This window comes from Flavobacterium sp. N2038 (assembly GCF_025947185.1).
In the GTDB taxonomy this organism is placed as follows: Bacteria; Bacteroidota; Bacteroidia; order Flavobacteriales; family Flavobacteriaceae; genus Flavobacterium.
The window spans coordinates 2,340,714-2,357,630 of the sequence record NZ_CP110001.1 but is presented as its reverse complement, the minus strand read 5'-3'; the positions used below and the strand labels follow the sequence as shown (position 1 = coordinate 2,357,630).

The window sequence follows — 16,917 nt, the reverse complement described above, 5'->3', positions numbered from 1 at the left end:
TTTTCAAAGTCAAACTGCTTAAACAATGTACATCCTAAAATGGTTCCTATAATTCCCCAAAAAAAGTTTAGTGATTTTTTATTTTTCACCTTTTTAATGTTTTATGATTTTGTTTTTTATACTATTTTAGATTCCTGAGTGTGCGATAAGGTGATCTAAAACCCTTATTATGCAATCGGTATCTTTTTAGAGGTATGTTTTATTTTTAAGCGGACTATTGTCGTTATTCAACAAGTCATTTGCAATTTGCACCATTCCATTGTTGTTTGTGCCACCCCAAATTGCTCTTCCAAAAATATAGCTCGTTGTATATTCTTGCCAGGTGCTGCAGTATTTTTTTAAATCTGTGTATGATTTTGCTAAATATTCTTTAAGTTCATTTTCTGAAAGATAACCTAATTCATAGCAACAGCGTGCTAAAAAAGCACTTCTTCCATAATTCCAACCACTATCTTTTGTCTTTTTTATTTGAGAAAAAGTGGTCATAATTTTCTGTTCAATTAGTTCCGGAACAATATTATTTAGCGCTCTAAACAGGTTCAAATAATAATCAAATACGTCGTCTTCTTTTGGCAGGTTTGATTTTAAAATGTCGACATAATTTTCTCTATCCTCAAATGCTTTATAAACGACATCCATATATTCATCTTGATTCCTGTTGTGCAAACTTTGAAGAATTTCAATCGCCTGATCTTTATTATATATGCCCCAGTAAGTTTCAACTAATTTATCGATATCGGATTTGTTTAAACCTGTTTCATAAGAATTCAAGTATGCCGATTGTTGTTCGGCATACATTGAACCAATAAGTAAGTGGTCTAATAAATAGCCTCTTACTTCATTTTTTTTATTTAATCTTATGCTTTTAAATGAGTTTAAAATTTTTGAAAAAAATCCCATAACTATTTAAGCCATTTTTAAATTAGGAACTTTGTTTTGTAAAATGGTTACAAATTTTTCGCCCACTACCTGATATTTTGCTCTTGTTTCTAATTGCTTTTTCAAATTTAACATATCTGTTGGGTCGGTTACATAATTAAGTCTATCGTGAATTTCAAGTGATAACGGACTACCGTCAATATTAAAAGTGATGATATGTGTTTTTGGCAAATATTCTTCTGAAGATTTAGAATAAACACCTAATTGTGATTTCAGGATACCACCATATTCAAGTTTAGCATCTTCAATTCTGAAATTATCAAAAATAATATGTTCATCTAATTCGCCTACTGTATTAGTGCTAAAGAAATGCAAATCGTTTCCGCTCAAAGCCCAAAAGCAATCCGTTTCTATTCTTTTAAGTTTTACACCAATTGCAGACAATGCAACATTTTTTAAACCATCAGATACGATTTCCTGGACTTTATTACTTGTCGATTGCGGCACAGATGCAGACGTAAACGCATCAATAGATTTACCTTTCATCCATTGTTTTAATTGTGAAAAATCCTGAGCTAAGAGTTCTTGTTTGTATTGGTCATATTTAGTTCGTTCAAAATCTAAATCAATTTCTGATTTTGCAGCCTTATGATTTTTGTTCATATAAATCATAAAAATTACACCTGCAATTACCAATACGACTGGAATTAAAAATAATGGATTCATAAATTTTTTGTTTTGTTAATTTGATTTTAAATATTTGTTGGTTTTACGTTTTTAGGTTTGTCTTTAGAAAAAATTCCATATACAATAAGTCCGATAATCAATAGTAAAATGAGCTTTCCGCCATATTTTGTATAAAGTCCAAGTTCTACAAGACTTTCCTTGTTTAATTTATTATCACTTATAATTTGGTCAAGCTCTACATTTGTTAATTCATAGAATTCGTCACTATCTTTATGAGTCAACACTAATTTTGGTTCTTGCGTAATCCAGACAGGAATTATCCAGGCAATATTATATTCCTGATGAACTCGTGCCAAATCTAAGTATTCTTTTGAGCCAGCATTTGCTACATATTTTGCAGTGTCAGGCAAATCTGCTACAATTTCGATTTTGTCAATTCTGCCAAATGGAATCTTTGCTTTTGCCCATGCACTACTTGTTACAAAAATTGTTGCAACAAATAAAAAAAGATTTCTTTTTATCATTTTTTCGCATGTTAACCTATATTACTTTATAAGTTTTTATGTACAATATTACAACTAAATAATATTAGAATACAAATTTTAAAAAAAAGATATTGTAAATTTAATCAGATATAAATTAGCCTAATATAATTCGATATTCGTAAAGATCCTTCGTAAATTCGCATTAATACCTTTAATTTTTAATAGGAAGTGTCAGCAAAACGGTAGTTCCGTTCTCATTGGAAATAATTTCTATATTGGTCTTTATTTTGTTCTCCCGGGCCAAAATCTCCAAACGTTCCCGGGCTATAATACCCGATAACGACTGATGATCAACCTCTATATTTGGTTTGTCCTGATATCCTTTTCCATTATCAGTAATTTTTACCAGCAATTGATTTTCCTGCGAAAGGATTTCTATTATTATTGATCCCTTATCAGAGTGATTGCTAATACCGTGGATAATGGCATTTTCGACGAAGGGCTGAATGAGCATAGGAGGAATTAATACTGCCGTAGTATCTGTATCTGGTGTTATTATCTCGTAAATAAATGCATATTCAAAACGCATTTGCTGCAAGCTCAAATAGTTCTCTATAGCCTCAAGTTCCTGGTCAAGCGGAACATAATTTTTTCGGCTTAATTCTAAAGAGCTTCGGAGTAATTTACTGAATTGACTTAAATACTTTATTGATTTATCCTTCTCGTCAAACCTGATAAAACTTTGCAATGCTGATAACGTATTGAAGATAAAATGAGGTTCCATTTGTGTTCTAAGCAATTGCTGTTGCAGTAAAATTTTCTCTTTTTCCTGCTTTTGTCTTTTTTGCCTTTGGAAAAAATAAAGCAGAAATATCCATGAAACTGCCAGCAACGCCAGTAATCCAACAATAAACAATAGTAGTTTATTGTGCTCCAGACGATTTGTAGTATAATCAATTGTTTTATTAAGCCCATAAATAGACTTGTCTTTGGCTTGGAGCTCGTAAATCGTGGCCATTTCTTCTGTAGCCTGAATACCCGAATTTCTCAGGATATTATCTTTTAATTCTAATACCTGATTGGCTTCATTTTGAGCTTTAAAATTATCTCCTTTGGCTAAATAATAATGCATTTTTGCTTTTTTATTAAGGCTCTTTTCATAATAAGATAATATCTGCAAATGCTGTTCTTCTATTTTATCTGCCTGCTTAATTAGGTCTTCTGCATCAGTAAATTGTTTGGTCTGAACATGCAAATCAATAAGATTGGCTATAGTGGTGTATAGGTTTTTAATCGCGATTGGATTTTCTGGATCGGCTAATAAAATTCCTGCATCATATTGTTTTACCAAATTGTAATAATGTATCGCTTGATTATATCTGTTACTCAATGTGTAATAATGTGCCATATGCTCATTGGTAAATCTAATTTGCATAGGATCATTTGTTTTTACAGAAATTTGCTTTAGTTTTTTAATATAAAAAAGTAGCGAATCTGACTTATAGGTATTACTTTCTTCGCAGGCTGTAAACAATTGCGAATATGCCCTGAAATTGTATTTGTAATGATCTTCCGGCAGCTTTTTTAGAATTTTCAAAGCAAGCTGATTCTGCTCAATAGATTTTGGATACTGGCTAATTTTATTATTATCCTGAGCCGCATTAAGTAAGCAAATCACTTTTGCTAATGGTTTGCATTGAAGCGAATCGTCACTCATGATTATAGCAGCCGATTTATTGAAATAATAGATCGATTGATAAAACTTCCCTTCGTGTTCCGATATTAAACCAGCACCATTGTAAATCGTAAATTTAAGTGCATTAAATTCTTTTTCCTTTTCGATTAAATTTAAAGCAATATTGATATGCTTTTTAGAGCTGTCAATACTAGTCTTTGCAAAATTTTTAGCAAGATTGTAATGTATAAAAGCTAAAGCCGGGCCTGTTTTTGAATACTCTTTTTCTTTTAGCCTGCCGGACCAAAAAACAAGTTTATCACTTTGGGGACTTTGATCCAGACTATCACTGATTACTTGTATTTTTTCCAGCATTTTTTCCGGATGTATCACTACTTTTTCCGATTTCTGCTGGCATGAAAATAAGATCAGCAATACAAACCATACCGTTTTGCTCATTATCTCAAAGGATTTAAATGATCCATCACAAACTCTTTTCTACGAGTTGCAACAGGAATTTCAGAAGAATTCTTCATAATGATTATACCCGTTTTCATGTATTTGTCAATAAAGTTTTTGTTGACAATATAGGACTGGTGTGTTTTTATAAAAAAATCGCCAGGCAGGATATCTTCATAGTATTTTAAAGGTTTAGAAGCAGTTACTATTTTTTTACTTTCAAGATGAATTTGGGTATAAGATCCTTCACCTGAAAGATGTACAATTTCATTCAACCGGACTATCTGCATACAGTCTAAAGACGTGATACAAATACTGGAGTTCATATCAATAGATTTTGAAACACTATATTCTTTCAAAAAATTAATTTGTCTGAGATAATCAATCTGCTTGACTTTGCTGACTTTTTGGATTGCAGCTGCAAATTCATCGCTATCAATTGGTTTTAAAAGATAATCCAGTGCACCATACTTAATCGCTTTTATGGCAAAATGATTATAAGCTGTGATAAAAATAATATGAAAAGAAGGCTGTTCTAACTGATTCAATATATCAAATGCAGTACCGTCTGTCAATTGAATATCCATTAAAATTAAATCAAGCTCTGTGTTTTTTATGATTTGCAATGACTCTTTTACAGAACCGGCCACTGCTTCTAACTTTAAGGATTCTTCTTGTGAAACCAACCACTGCAATTCTTTTCTTATCGCCGGTTCATCTTCTATAATCAAGGTTCGTATTTGGTTCATATAAAATAGTGGTTAAATAAATTATTGCCCCGAAAATGATTTTTACTGGAGTAAAATCTACAACACGAATATATACTTTTTATTTTAATGCCTAAAGCAAGCTGTATTTCCTGATTTTTTTTTCTCTAAGATCATCATTCCAAATGCTGTACAACTATAAATCATTGCAACGCATTTAAAAAGAATAGTATCAAATCTGTCTCAGTTTACTGCGAATTTATATCTACCTGAACATTCAATCTTTTTTTCTCTAATATTGTATATAATAATATTGCTTTTTACTCAAAATCATGATCTGCAAAAACTTTAAAATTAATATCTCTTTGTGCTTATTAATATTTGCTTATGCTTGTCAGAACGGGCAATCTTCAGACAATAATGTAAAAAAGAAATCTGTATTAAAATCATCGGATAAGCAGACAACTGTACCGGAATCAGTAGTGATAAAAAAAGATACATTAGGTCCCGAAATAACTGAATTTTTAGAAGACTATAATTATATAATCCAGTATGAGGCTGTTGGACTTCTTAATCAGGATGATTTTAAAGATAAAGTTTTGATTCTGCAGGAAGGCGAAGAAGACAAATCTCTTGGACGTGTTACCCTAATTTTATTGGGCAAAAAGGAAGGTTTTGAGTTATACAAAAAAAGTTATACTATAATGCCACCTGAATATAATACTGATAATTATAAAACTTTTGATGTGGAAGATGTGTCCATCGAAAAAAATAAAATTGTAATTGACTTAAGTTCTATTGGTCCTAACGGGCATATTTCTTTTGAATTCCTTTTCAAAAATAACGATTTGCAATTACACGAATTTACTGGTTATTTTATGGGAGCCGGTTCACATACTGAATATATTTATAAGCCTAAAAATCAAAACACTGGCACACTTGAAGAAACTACTATTCATACAATGGAAGACGATATGCCGTCAACAGCAAAATCTTACGATATAAAACTCAAATCACCAGTAGGCTTTGATAATTTTGATTATTCTAAATTTTTAAACGAAATTATTCAACAAGCAGATTAAGTATTTTACAATGAAAAACAAACCCTTCTTTAAACAATTAAAATCTATTATCGTATTGCTATTTATATCCCTTATTTCATTTAGCTGCCAAGAAAAATTTGATGGAAAAAACGAGCAAAATTTCAAGGTTTCAAGAGCAAAAATCGAAAAAAATCTCAACCAAAACGAAAAAACTAATCTGGAAAAAGCAATGCGCGTAATTGCTTTGGAAGCAATGAGATTAAAATGGGAAGCTCCAAAAAAGTACGACCAAAAATCATTCAACAAAATTTCTTTGGAGATGATTGATGGTCTTTCATTTTCTTCTGTTATTACTTTAGCCGAAGATATTTTAAAAGATCGAAACAAAAAGGAAATCGAAAAATTAACCCATGAAATTGATAGCTTAAATCTTTATAAAAAAGAAATTGTAAAAACTAAAAACGCCCTGAATTTATTTAAGATAAACGCTATACAAATAAACAAAACCAATTTTTTTGATGAAACGATTCCCGAACTGGAAATCGATTATCAATATATAGGCAAAAATAAACTAGTCGGAAGCAAAACAATTCAATTTGAAGTCCTTAAAAAGTCAAATAGTGAAGTTATTACATCTGAAATTGTTACTTACGGAGACGGTGAAAGTATCCTTGAAAACGGAGAAATAATTACAGAACAAATTTTATTAGGGCAAACTAAAGAAACCAATTCTAAACTATGGGATTTTTCAACATATCCTATCCTAAATCCAAATCTTTCTGATTATGATTTAGTTTTAAAAGTTAATGTCCTGAGTTTAGTACAAAAAGGTAAAAAAATTGAAATGCCCAAAGTAAGTATAGAACAGCTAAACAGTAACATTAAAAATATAGAGGCAAACTTAAAAGAATTAAAATCTGTCAAAGGAACTTTGGATGAACTGGAATTGACTGACCAATAAAATGGTTTACAATCTCATTTTTACTTTGTTAATTTAAAATGAATCCTATCCCTTTCTTATCTTCTTTATCAAAATCGGATTGGAAAAATTTAGGCGTAGCTTCAATCAATAATGCTACACCTTCCTTAGTTAATTCATTAGCATTATTCCCGATCCAAAATTTAATAAAGTCCGGCATGTTGTATTCGATTAGGCCAAAGGCGGGATCTGAAATGTAACATCTGTCACTTTTAATTTTATAAAGGACTACATAATGATTTTTATTCCAATGTAAGATACAAGGCAACGGAACTTTTTTTAAATTTTCTGCATCGAGCATTGCTCCTAAAGTTCTAAAACCAATTTTCTCGGCTGCGTCACTCAAAAAGAGCAAATTACTTCCGTCACGAGTTGTCTCGCTAAGATCCCTTAACTCTTGAATATTGATAGTTTTACCGTAATGTTTAGCTATTATTTTGAGACATGTTGGCCCACAATCTTTATGATCTGCCTGCTTGAAAAAAGGAAAAGAAGTCAATTTTTTTATTACTTAAATTTTAATGAGTTTTTTGCATTTTATTGCAGCATAATTATTCGACAGAAAATATTTTATAGATCTAACTAATTATTTGAATGTATTTCTGAGCGATAACTGCGTAATCAAAATTTTCTTCGGCATACTTTCGTATTTGCGCCCGATATAGATCGTTTTCGGTTATTGCTTTTTCTGCATATTCCGCAACTTCATCAACAGTATCGCATAAATATATCCAAGGGAGATTCAGATCTAAGTTGGCAGAGGCTTCTTTTGAAATGACAAGAGATAGTCCGGCAGCCATAGCTTCTACTATGACTAAGGGGTGCGCTTCTCCATCGCTAAATAAAATTAAACAGGAATAATTTGTTAGATTTTTATGAACTGTAGCCCTATCCCATTCCCCTAAATAATTGACGTATTGATTGCCTGTTTTAAACACAAGGGAGTTTAGTGGTCCGACAAAATCACAAACTAAATTTCTTTTTTCTGAAATTTTTTGGGCTACTTCTACTTGTCTTTTTCTTTTTTCCATTCGACCTAAACAAATTGCTTTCTTTAACAAGGCTGATTTATTAAAAACAAATTGCTGAATTTCAACTCCATTAGAAAGTACATCAATCTTTCCTTTATATCCATTTCTTCTAAAGACGTTTAATATATCTTCGCTTAAAACCATTAATCTTTCACTTTTCATTAAAACCTTAAAAATATTTTGATAACCATAATGCCATTTTTCAGGGTAAGCGGCATAGCCATAATGACTTGTAACAATTAATTTAAAATTTAAACGAACCGAAAGTGTGTTCCAAAATTTCGCCAATGGATCAAAATGAACATGAACAATATCATAACTCCAGGGTTTTGCGAATAATGCAGCAACCAATCCTCTTTTGTTTAAAATATCTACTTTATGACCAAGTGCCTCACAATATATTTTTTGGTTCCAGATAAGGGTTTCAACAGCACCCCAGCCGTCTGATGGAATTGGCATGATTCCGGGTCCTACAAGGAGTATTTTCATAAAAAGAATTGTATTTAGGTAAAGATTAGTATTAGTTATTTTTAATGAATGAATGAATAAATCATTTATCGAACGTTCTAGAGCAACATGTTTCTCAAATAAGTGCACCCGTTTACTTTACATTTCAATTGATTACAATAAAAAAATCAATTTTAAACAGTTTTCTCAAGTTTAACATAAGCCTTACTGTGACCTGTACTGCACACGATATCAAATTTATTATATGGGGCAGATTGATTTCTATCAATTTTTATCATCAGCCCATGGTATATATTAAAAAAGTAATTTTTATTAAAAGTCATTTCATATATAGTAATAACTGAAGAGCCTTTTATGATCATGAAATTCACTCCGTTATCATGCCTTCCAATGACTAATTTTTGTTTATCTAAATGATAATAATAATCTCCCGTTTCCATCATTTTAACTTTTTTCCTAAATAAGATATAGGATAAAAGACAATCCGCTTTTTTTCCTAAATTCCAGAGAAATGGTTTCAAATTGTTATTATAAAAAACTTTAAAACGAGTACAAACTGAATTGCTTTTTCTGTAGTCAAATTTATCGATGTAGAAAACATCCGGTATCTGACTCCATTTTAAGGAGTTATTAGCAAAAATATTGCATTTGTAATATAATAAATGATACAGCATAAATTCAAACTTACCATCGTAGGAAAAGATACCGTTATCCCATTTCAATTTTCCAGGAGTTCCGTCTATTAGTAATAAATCGAAATGGGCTTTCAGATTTCCCAGATCTCCTTCTTTTACAATTACATGCTGAATGCTTTCTATCTCACAATTCTTTTTAAAAATATCATGTATCTCACGAAAACTATTCGCATTTTCAAAATTGGTTTCATCAAAGGCATAATTTTTAGGTGACGTAAAAATCATTTTATAATCTTTACTTTTTGCAAATAAATTATTTACATATGCATTGTTTTTGTAGAACATGCAGCAAGCAGTAATAAAAGCATGTCGCACACAAATAACATCATATTCCTCTAAAACTTCATCGGTAATAAATTCACGTATTCTCCCGTAAATTACATCGATATCCGTAATACCCCAAAAATCATAATCCGTTAGATAATCAGAAAACAAAATCCCGAAAGCAGGTCTAAAATCACAAAGTTTATAGCCCTTTTTTACATCGATATCAAATCCAAGTTTTTTTGTTGCCAATTGATTAAAATCGTCCAATGAAAAAGGAATAATTTTAACATTATGAGCCACTGGGTAATCGATAGCAAGATCCGTAAAAATAAAAAAATCTATAGTTGGATTAGCCTCACATGACTTTAAGAAGAATGCAAAAAACCAGGGGATTTCTCCAATAAAAACATTAATTAAGCTTATTTTTTTCATACGGGAAACTAAAAAAACTTCATCTTCATATAAGTCAGTTAATTAATCTTAGATAAGAAATCTTGTATTATCAATGAGAGTTTACTTATAGTTGTTGCATACAAGTATATCGATCTATAAAAATTAATTAAGCGGCAAATATCTTTCGCTTTTCATCTATATATTAATCTTATATTATCTCTAAAGCATACAATGTTACCCAAAAGATAGATTTCAATTGTTTTTTAAGAGTAAATCTGCATTTTTAGCACTTTTTATCATTGTACAAAAACAATTTAGCAATTACATCTGGATAATTTAGTACTAAAATCTGCATATTTATAGGTAAGTTTTTGATTACACAATAAATACTTTTGAAAAAAATATTCACATCTCCAATTACTAATTAGGTCTATGCAGCAAGTTTTTAAAAAAAAATATATCCTGTTACTAGTTACCTTGATTTGCAATCTGCATTTTGTAAATAGTCAGGATATCGAATCTTCAGTGTTCGATAAAAATGAAACAAAAAACTTATCTAATCTTTGTAAAGTATGGGGATTTCTTAAATACTATCATCCTAATGTTGCCAAAGGAAATTTTAACTGGGATGAACAATTATTGACTATTATTCCTAAAATTGAAAAAGCAACAACTAACGAGGCTATATCTAAAATCTACTTAGACTGGATTGACTCTCTGGGAGAAATCAAAACTTGCAGTTCCTGTAAAGATGCTAAGTCAAAAGAATATTTTGATAAAAATTTCAATCTTTCCTGGACACAAAATACTGAGGTATTTTCTAATGACCTTTCAAAAAAATTAAAGCAAATAGAAGACAATCGATTTCAGGGAAAAAATCATTATGTCTCTACAGCAAACGCTGGTAATGTAGAAATAATCAATGAGCTACAATATGAGAATTTTGAATTTCCAGATGAAAATCATCGATTGTTAAGTTTGTTTAGATATTGGAATGTTGTTGAATATTTTTATCCTTATAAATATAAGACTGATGAAAATTGGGATGATGTACTGCAAAAAATGATTCCTAAATTCAAAAACTCAAAAAACAAAACTGAATATCATTTAGCAATGCTGGAAACAGTTGTCAAGGTTAACGACTCGCATGCAACTTTATACACAGACCCTATAGAGGATTACTTTGGAAGAAAGTACAGTCCGGCATATTTTAATATGGTAGAAGATAAATTGGTAATTACTGGTTTTTATAAAGATTCCTTAGCAAAATTAAATGATTTAAAAATTGGAGATGTAATAGAAAAAGCAGGAGGAATAGATGTAGGTAAATTAATTGCAGTAAATAAAATCTACAATAGAGGATCAAACAAAAAGGTGCAGGATACTCACAATGGATTTTTTGCAACGGCTGGAGCTACGGACTCTATAAAGCTAAATATTAAACGTGGAGATAACGAAATTGTTAAAAATTTCGGACGCTATGATATAAAGAATTTGAGAGGTCCATTCCCTAAAAATAAAGAAAAATATAAAATTTTAGATCATAATATCGGCTATGTTGATATGAGTTATTTAGAAATGAAGGATGTTGATAAAATGATGTCAGATCTTAAATCAACAAAAGCAATTATAATTGATTATAGAGAATACATGAAGTTTACTCCCTATATGATCGCAAGAAGATTGATTCAAACTAAAAAAGAGTATGCAAAATTGATAAAACCAGATCTTTCTTATCCAGGAAGGTTTATTTGGAAACCAACCGAAACAATTCCACCCAAAAGCAATGACTATTATGCTGGTAAAGTCGTTGTTTTAGTTAATGAAAGTACTCAAAGTTCAAGTGAATATGCGACTATGTTACTACAGACAGGAGATAATGTAACAACAATAGGCACCCAGACTTCCGGGGCAGATGGTAATGTTTCCCATAACGAATTTTTAGGCTACAAATCAGTCATTACCGGACTAGGTGTATTTTATCCGGACGAAAGCGAAACCCAAAGAGTGGGGATAAAAATTGACGTTGTTGTGCGTCCCACTATTAAAGGTATTCAGGAAGGAAGAGACGAAATTCTCGAAAAAGCGTTAGAATTTGTTCAGAAATAAAACTAATTAATATTAATCCTTAAATATAATAACAATGAAATTAAACAAAATGAAGATTTCTCGTTTGACAAACGCTCAGGCAAAAGCAGTAGTTGGAGGTGGTTACACTGGTGACAGTACAAAGCATAATTTTACATGTGGCTGGTGTACATCTAATGACAACACTTTTCAGATTAGTTGTGAGACTAAAAATAATGATCAAAATACTTGTTACCAATGCCCTAATCCTAGATAGTAAGCATTAATAAATAGTATTTATAATTCTGGACATTTAAAAAGTAATGAGGTTTTATTACCTCATTACTTTTTTTAATAGAACATTGCTTTATAAATATATACTCCCATAATTTACTTTTCAAACAATATTATTTATTCCGTTTTCAATTTTTTTTAAGTAATGAAGCATCAAATAATTAATAAAATTAATGTGATAAGCGATTGCATTGATTTAAATATGGAGCATAATTCTAATATTTCATTATGCAATGGAATAGGATCATTACCTATGTTTTATTATCTGCAATACAAATTAACCAATGAGGAGGAATATCTAACCAAAATTCATGATATAATTTCGAAAACTATCGAAATTATCAATGAAACTGATGTACCATTATCTTATTGTAATGGATTAGTTGGAGTTGCACATGTATTTAGCTTTATTAAAAATAAAGGTGTTTTAAATTCTGAATCGTTAATTGACGTTGAAGATGCCCTTTTAACTATTGATGAGGCAGTTGCAGATTATTATATTAATCACACCAGAATTATTGAGGACATTGATTTCTTACACGGTTCATTTGGTGCTGCCTTTTATTTAATTGAAAGACTTACTACTGACAAAAACTTCCCGTTTAAAGAGAAACTTATCCAGCTATTTGAAATACTTGCTACTATTGTTTTAGCTGATATTGAAAAAACCAATAGCGTCAAAGATCTTTATAATACAACCGAAGATACTCATGTAACAAATTGTGGATTAGCGCATGGACATATTTCTTATATGATTATTTTTTCAAAATTTTTAGAACAAATCCCTCAAAATAATTTAGTCTGGGAAGCATTAAACAAAAGTGTTACTTGTGTTTTAGAATTTGAAAACAACAATGAGAATAATTTATCCCAATTTCCAAGTATCGCAACAAACAAAATAACTGCCGTTTATAACACCACTCTTGGCTGGTGTTACGGAGATCAGACCATTTCTTTAGGTCTTTATAAAGCGGCGTATATTCTAAATGATAAAGCACTAAAAGAAAAGGCATTGGCTTTAGCATACAAAAATTTGCACAGAAATACTTTTGAAAAGATGTTTTCAAGTTCAAATGGTTATGATGCCTGCTTTTGTCATGGCCTCTCAAGCATAGCATATATTCATAAAAAATGGTATTTAATTTCTAAAGATGAGAAGTTTTATCACGAATATGAGAAATTAACCTCTGCAGTTTTGAAATTTGGAGAAAATGAAAAAGGTATTGCCGGCTATCAAAAATATCAGGGAAACGGAACCTATATTGATTCAATAGGATTGTTGGACGGAGTAATTGGAATTGGTATGGTTCTAATAGACTATTTACTGGAATTTGATGATTGCGGATGGGATAATTTATTCTTATTAGATGTAAATAATAACTAACGCAAAAATGTCAAAAAAAAACACATACAAATCATTTCCAAATTTCGTTCTCAGAGCACCGCTTTTACCTTTTAACTTCTTTGAAGAACTAACTTCACAGCAAAATATATCTGACGATGAATTTAAAAAACTCTTTGACAGAGCTGAAATAAAGGAAGCTGTCTTTTTAGCCACACCAATTTTATTTAATGAATTAGAAAAATGGCTAAATAATAAAATTGAAGATCCCAATAAAATTGAAAGACTAAAATATTCTTTACTTAAATATGTGTCCAGAATGTCGTCAAGAGCAACACCTTTTGGGGTATTTGCCGGATGCAGTATGGGTACAATTGATAGTGTTACAAAAATTAGACTTGATAATATCTCTAATAATAGAAGGCATACCAGGTTAGATATGAATTACCTCGTAGCGTTGTCTCAGGATCTTGTAAAAATTGAAAATATAAAAAAACAAATATTATTTTTCCCAAATACAAGCATTTATAAGTCTGGAAAACACCTTCGATACGTTGAATTTGAATATATTAACAGTATAAGACAACACAATATGATGGCTGTTGATGATTCGGTCTATCTTCAAAAAATTCTAAAAGCTACTGAAAAAGGAATGTTAATGAAAGATATCATTGATTTATTGGTAGACGATGAAAATTCTTTTGAAGAAGTGAATTGTTTTGTTGATGAATTAATTTCCAGCCAAATCTTAATAAGTGAGCTTGAACCATCTGCTACCGGAATTGAATTTTTAGACCATATTAAAAGTGTTTTATTAAAAATAAAAAATACTGATGAATTGATAAACCTGATAAATTATATAGAAGCTAGTTTATCAGAAATGGATAATAGAATAGGAAACAATCCAAAGAAATATATTGACATCAGTAACTCTATAAAAGAACTGGGAACTGATTTTGACATTAAGTTTTTATTTCAGACAGACGTAACATTAAGTACAACATCAAACTTACTTAGCAATTCTATAGTTGATTCGGTAAAGCGAGGAATGTCTATATTCAATAAGCTTACTTCACCTCCAAAAGAAACTTCATTACATAAATTTAAAGATGCCTTTTATGAACGTTTTGAAGATCGAGAGATTTCGTTAGCAAAAGCATTAGATGTAGAAATGGGAATTGGTTATATCCAAAATCAGGAAATTTTAGACAGTAACCCATTAATAGATGATTTAATGTTTCACTCAAAAGAAGATCTAAATTCCCTTAAACAAATTCAATGGTCTAAAGCAAATTCAATCTTTCATAAAAAAATTACGGAAGCTTTTGTTAACAAAACCTTTAGCATAATACTTAGTGATAAGGATTTTGAAGAATTGGAAGAAAACTGGACAGATTTGCCGGATACAATATCAAGCATGATAGAAATTGTAATCATTAATGGTGAAGAGAAAATAATTGTAAGCGATGCCGGAAATTCAAGTGCAGCAAATCTTTTGGGTCGTTTTTGCCATGGTGATGCAACTCTAAAAGAGCATACACTAAGTATAACTAATTTAGAGAAAGAGATGAATGAGACCAAGATTATTGCAGAAATTAATCATTTGCCAGACTCAAGAGTAGGCAATGTTTTACTTCGTCCTCATTTTAGAGAATTTGAAATTCCATATCTATCAAAATCTACTTTAGCTATTGAAAATCAGTTAAAAATCAACGATTTGTACATTTCTGTAAAAAACCAGAAAGACATTTATTTACGATCCGTAAATCATAACAGAGAAGTTCTTCCCCGCCTTTCAAATTCACATAATTACACATCAGGTTCTTTGCCAATTTACCATTTTTTATCCGACATGCAGTCACAAAACAAAAGATCAGGCATAGGAATGAATTTAGGTCCATTTGCTAATGATTATGAGTTTATTCCACGAATTGAATATGAAAATCTGATTTTATTTCCGGCTGTCTGGAATCTAAAAGAATCAGATATTGCTATGTTTTTTGATAAAAATAAAACGGATTATGAATTGATTCAAGATTTTCGATTATTTAGAAATGAAAAAAAAATACCGCAATATGTTATGTTTATTGAGTCTGATAACCAGTTACTGGTGAATCTGGAAAATTTATTATCTCTAAAAATGTTTTTAAACACAGTGAAAAATAAACGAAGTTTTAAAATTAAAGAATTCTTGTTTAATGAATCAGGAATTGTAAAAAATCACGATGATAATCAACACCATACGAACCAGATTATACTATCATTTTACAATAGTTCAAAATTAAAGAATGACTAAAATAGTACAAAGAAATTTTATAACCGGAGACAATTGGCTCTATTATAAAATATATACAGGGACAAAAACAGCAGATTTTATTCTAGTCGAAATCATTAATGCAGTTGCAAACGATCTGATTCAGGAAAACATTATTGACAAATGGTTTTTCATTAGGTATTCGGACCCAAAACATCATTTAAGGGTTCGTTTTCATTGTATTGATAAAAGTAATCTTGAAATCATTATGAGCAAACTTTTGCCCTATTTTAATGACTTAGCAAATCAAGATTTAATATGGAAAGTACAAACCGATACTTATCAAAGAGAATTAGAGCGTTATGGAGAAAACACTATTGAACTTTCTGAAAGCCTGTTCTTTCACGACAGTATATTAATTGTGAATGCTCTTGAAATAATTGGAGGTGAGGATGATGAACTAAGATGGCTCTTTGCTTTAATAAATATTGATAATCTTTTAGATAATTTCGAATACTCATTAGAGAATAAATTAATTCTGTTTGAACATCTTAAAACAGGATTTGGGCAAGAATTCGGCATAAATAAAGATCTAAATAAGCAAATCGATTTTAAATACCGGAATTACAGGTATCAAATAGAAGAAATCATGACTCTTAGACAAAAGCAAGATTCTGAATACTATAAAATAACTGGCATTCTGGAGGATTTTAACAGCCAAATAAAATCTTTGGCACACACAATTTTAGACTATAATAATTCCAATGTATTACAAATAAATTTAAACAACCTCCTGATTAGTTATATACACATGTCAATGGTTAGATTATTTAAATCAAAAAACAGAATGCATGAAATGATTGTTTATAATTTTCTTTATAGATACTACAAATCATGCAAGGCCAGAAGTATAAAAACAGATGCCTTTTTATGATAGTTCACATTTTGTCAATGACTCTCCTGAATTCCGAGAGAAAGATCAAAAGCAAAAGCCATTTTTTTTAATCTTTTCAAAAACCTGCAAATCTATTGATCTGCAGGTTTTATTGTTTTATAGCACCAATCATTAACCATCGATTTTAGCTAACATTTGATTTCAAATGTTAATAATATGTTTTGTTTTAAGGTGGTTTTATTAATGTAAACGTAACCTATTAGACCTACCCTCATCTTTAATTTTGAAGACATATAA

14 protein-coding genes and 1 pseudogene are annotated in these 16,917 nt (G+C 30.3%); 7 read left to right on the top strand and 8 right to left on the bottom strand.

Annotation, left to right across the window (positions count from 1 at the left end; translation table 11 throughout):
• Positions 1 to 186: 186 nt before the first annotated feature.
• The 5 genes from OLM51_RS10595 to OLM51_RS10575 form a co-directional block, all read right to left on the bottom strand.
• On the bottom strand, positions 187 to 900 hold the full coding sequence (locus OLM51_RS10595) for a DUF1266 domain-containing protein (RefSeq protein ID WP_264550592.1): 714 nt from the start codon (positions 898 to 900) through the stop codon (positions 187 to 189).
• Between the two features lie 6 nt (positions 901 to 906).
• The gene (locus tag OLM51_RS10590) at positions 907 to 1,605 is read right to left on the bottom strand and encodes a hypothetical protein (protein ID WP_264550591.1); all 699 of its coding nucleotides are present in this window, start codon (positions 1,603 to 1,605) and stop codon (positions 907 to 909) included.
• Between the two features lie 26 nt (positions 1,606 to 1,631).
• Positions 1,632 to 2,090, bottom strand: a complete 459-nt coding sequence (locus OLM51_RS10585; protein ID WP_264550590.1) for a hypothetical protein — start codon at positions 2,088 to 2,090, stop codon at positions 1,632 to 1,634.
• Between the two features lie 172 nt (positions 2,091 to 2,262).
• Entirely contained in the window at positions 2,263 to 4,185 is a 1,923-nt protein-coding gene (locus OLM51_RS10580) for a sensor histidine kinase (protein ID WP_264550589.1), read from the bottom strand.
• Positions 4,185 to 4,934 (bottom strand): LytR/AlgR family response regulator transcription factor, encoded by a 750-nt coding sequence (locus tag OLM51_RS10575; RefSeq protein WP_264550588.1) that lies wholly within the window; start codon positions 4,932 to 4,934, stop codon positions 4,185 to 4,187. Before OLM51_RS10575 ends, OLM51_RS10580 begins: the two co-directional genes overlap by 1 nt.
• 323 nt (positions 4,935 to 5,257) lie before the next feature.
• Here OLM51_RS10575 and OLM51_RS10570 point away from each other — a divergent pair, with 323 nt between their 5' ends.
• Positions 5,258 to 5,974: a hypothetical protein gene (locus OLM51_RS10570; RefSeq protein WP_264550587.1), complete on the top strand. Its 717-nt coding sequence runs from the start codon at positions 5,258 to 5,260 to the stop codon at positions 5,972 to 5,974.
• 10 nt (positions 5,975 to 5,984) lie between these two features.
• Positions 5,985 to 6,896 (top strand): DUF6694 family lipoprotein, encoded by a 912-nt coding sequence (locus OLM51_RS10565; RefSeq protein WP_264550586.1) that lies wholly within the window; start codon positions 5,985 to 5,987, stop codon positions 6,894 to 6,896.
• Positions 6,897 to 6,936: 40 nt separating this feature from the next.
• On the opposite strand, the pseudogene OLM51_RS10560 reads toward OLM51_RS10565, so the two are convergent.
• The 3 genes and pseudogenes from OLM51_RS10560 to OLM51_RS10550 form a co-directional block, all read right to left on the bottom strand.
• Positions 6,937 to 7,413: pseudogene (locus OLM51_RS10560) on the bottom strand (cysteine peptidase family C39 domain-containing protein); the annotation flags it as partial.
• Between the two features lie 79 nt (positions 7,414 to 7,492).
• A complete protein-coding gene (locus OLM51_RS10555; RefSeq protein ID WP_264550584.1) occupies positions 7,493 to 8,434 on the bottom strand; it encodes a glycosyltransferase family 4 protein in 942 nt (313 codons plus the stop codon).
• A gap of 152 nt (positions 8,435 to 8,586) precedes the next feature.
• Positions 8,587 to 9,807, bottom strand: a complete 1,221-nt coding sequence (locus OLM51_RS10550) for a DUF6625 family protein (RefSeq protein ID WP_264550583.1) — start codon at positions 9,805 to 9,807, stop codon at positions 8,587 to 8,589.
• A gap of 393 nt (positions 9,808 to 10,200) precedes the next feature.
• Between OLM51_RS10550 and OLM51_RS10545 the strand changes: the two genes are divergently transcribed.
• The 5 genes from OLM51_RS10545 to OLM51_RS10525 all read left to right on the top strand — a co-directional run bounded on the left by OLM51_RS10545 (position 10,201) and on the right by OLM51_RS10525 (position 16,659).
• Positions 10,201 to 11,877: a S41 family peptidase gene (locus OLM51_RS10545; RefSeq protein ID WP_264550582.1), complete on the top strand. Its 1,677-nt coding sequence runs from the start codon at positions 10,201 to 10,203 to the stop codon at positions 11,875 to 11,877.
• A gap of 34 nt (positions 11,878 to 11,911) precedes the next feature.
• Positions 11,912 to 12,112, top strand: coding sequence for a hypothetical protein (locus OLM51_RS10540; protein ID WP_264550581.1), 201 nt, complete (start codon positions 11,912 to 11,914; stop codon positions 12,110 to 12,112).
• Between the two features lie 162 nt (positions 12,113 to 12,274).
• Positions 12,275 to 13,513, top strand: a complete 1,239-nt coding sequence (locus OLM51_RS10535; protein WP_264550580.1) for a lanthionine synthetase LanC family protein — start codon at positions 12,275 to 12,277, stop codon at positions 13,511 to 13,513.
• Between the two features lie 7 nt (positions 13,514 to 13,520).
• Positions 13,521 to 15,767: a lantibiotic dehydratase family protein gene (locus OLM51_RS10530; RefSeq protein WP_264550579.1), complete on the top strand. Its 2,247-nt coding sequence runs from the start codon at positions 13,521 to 13,523 to the stop codon at positions 15,765 to 15,767.
• Positions 15,760 to 16,659, top strand: coding sequence for a thiopeptide-type bacteriocin biosynthesis protein (locus tag OLM51_RS10525; protein WP_264550578.1), 900 nt, complete (start codon positions 15,760 to 15,762; stop codon positions 16,657 to 16,659). Before OLM51_RS10530 ends, OLM51_RS10525 begins: the two co-directional genes overlap by 8 nt.
• Positions 16,660 to 16,917 lie beyond the last annotated feature (258 nt).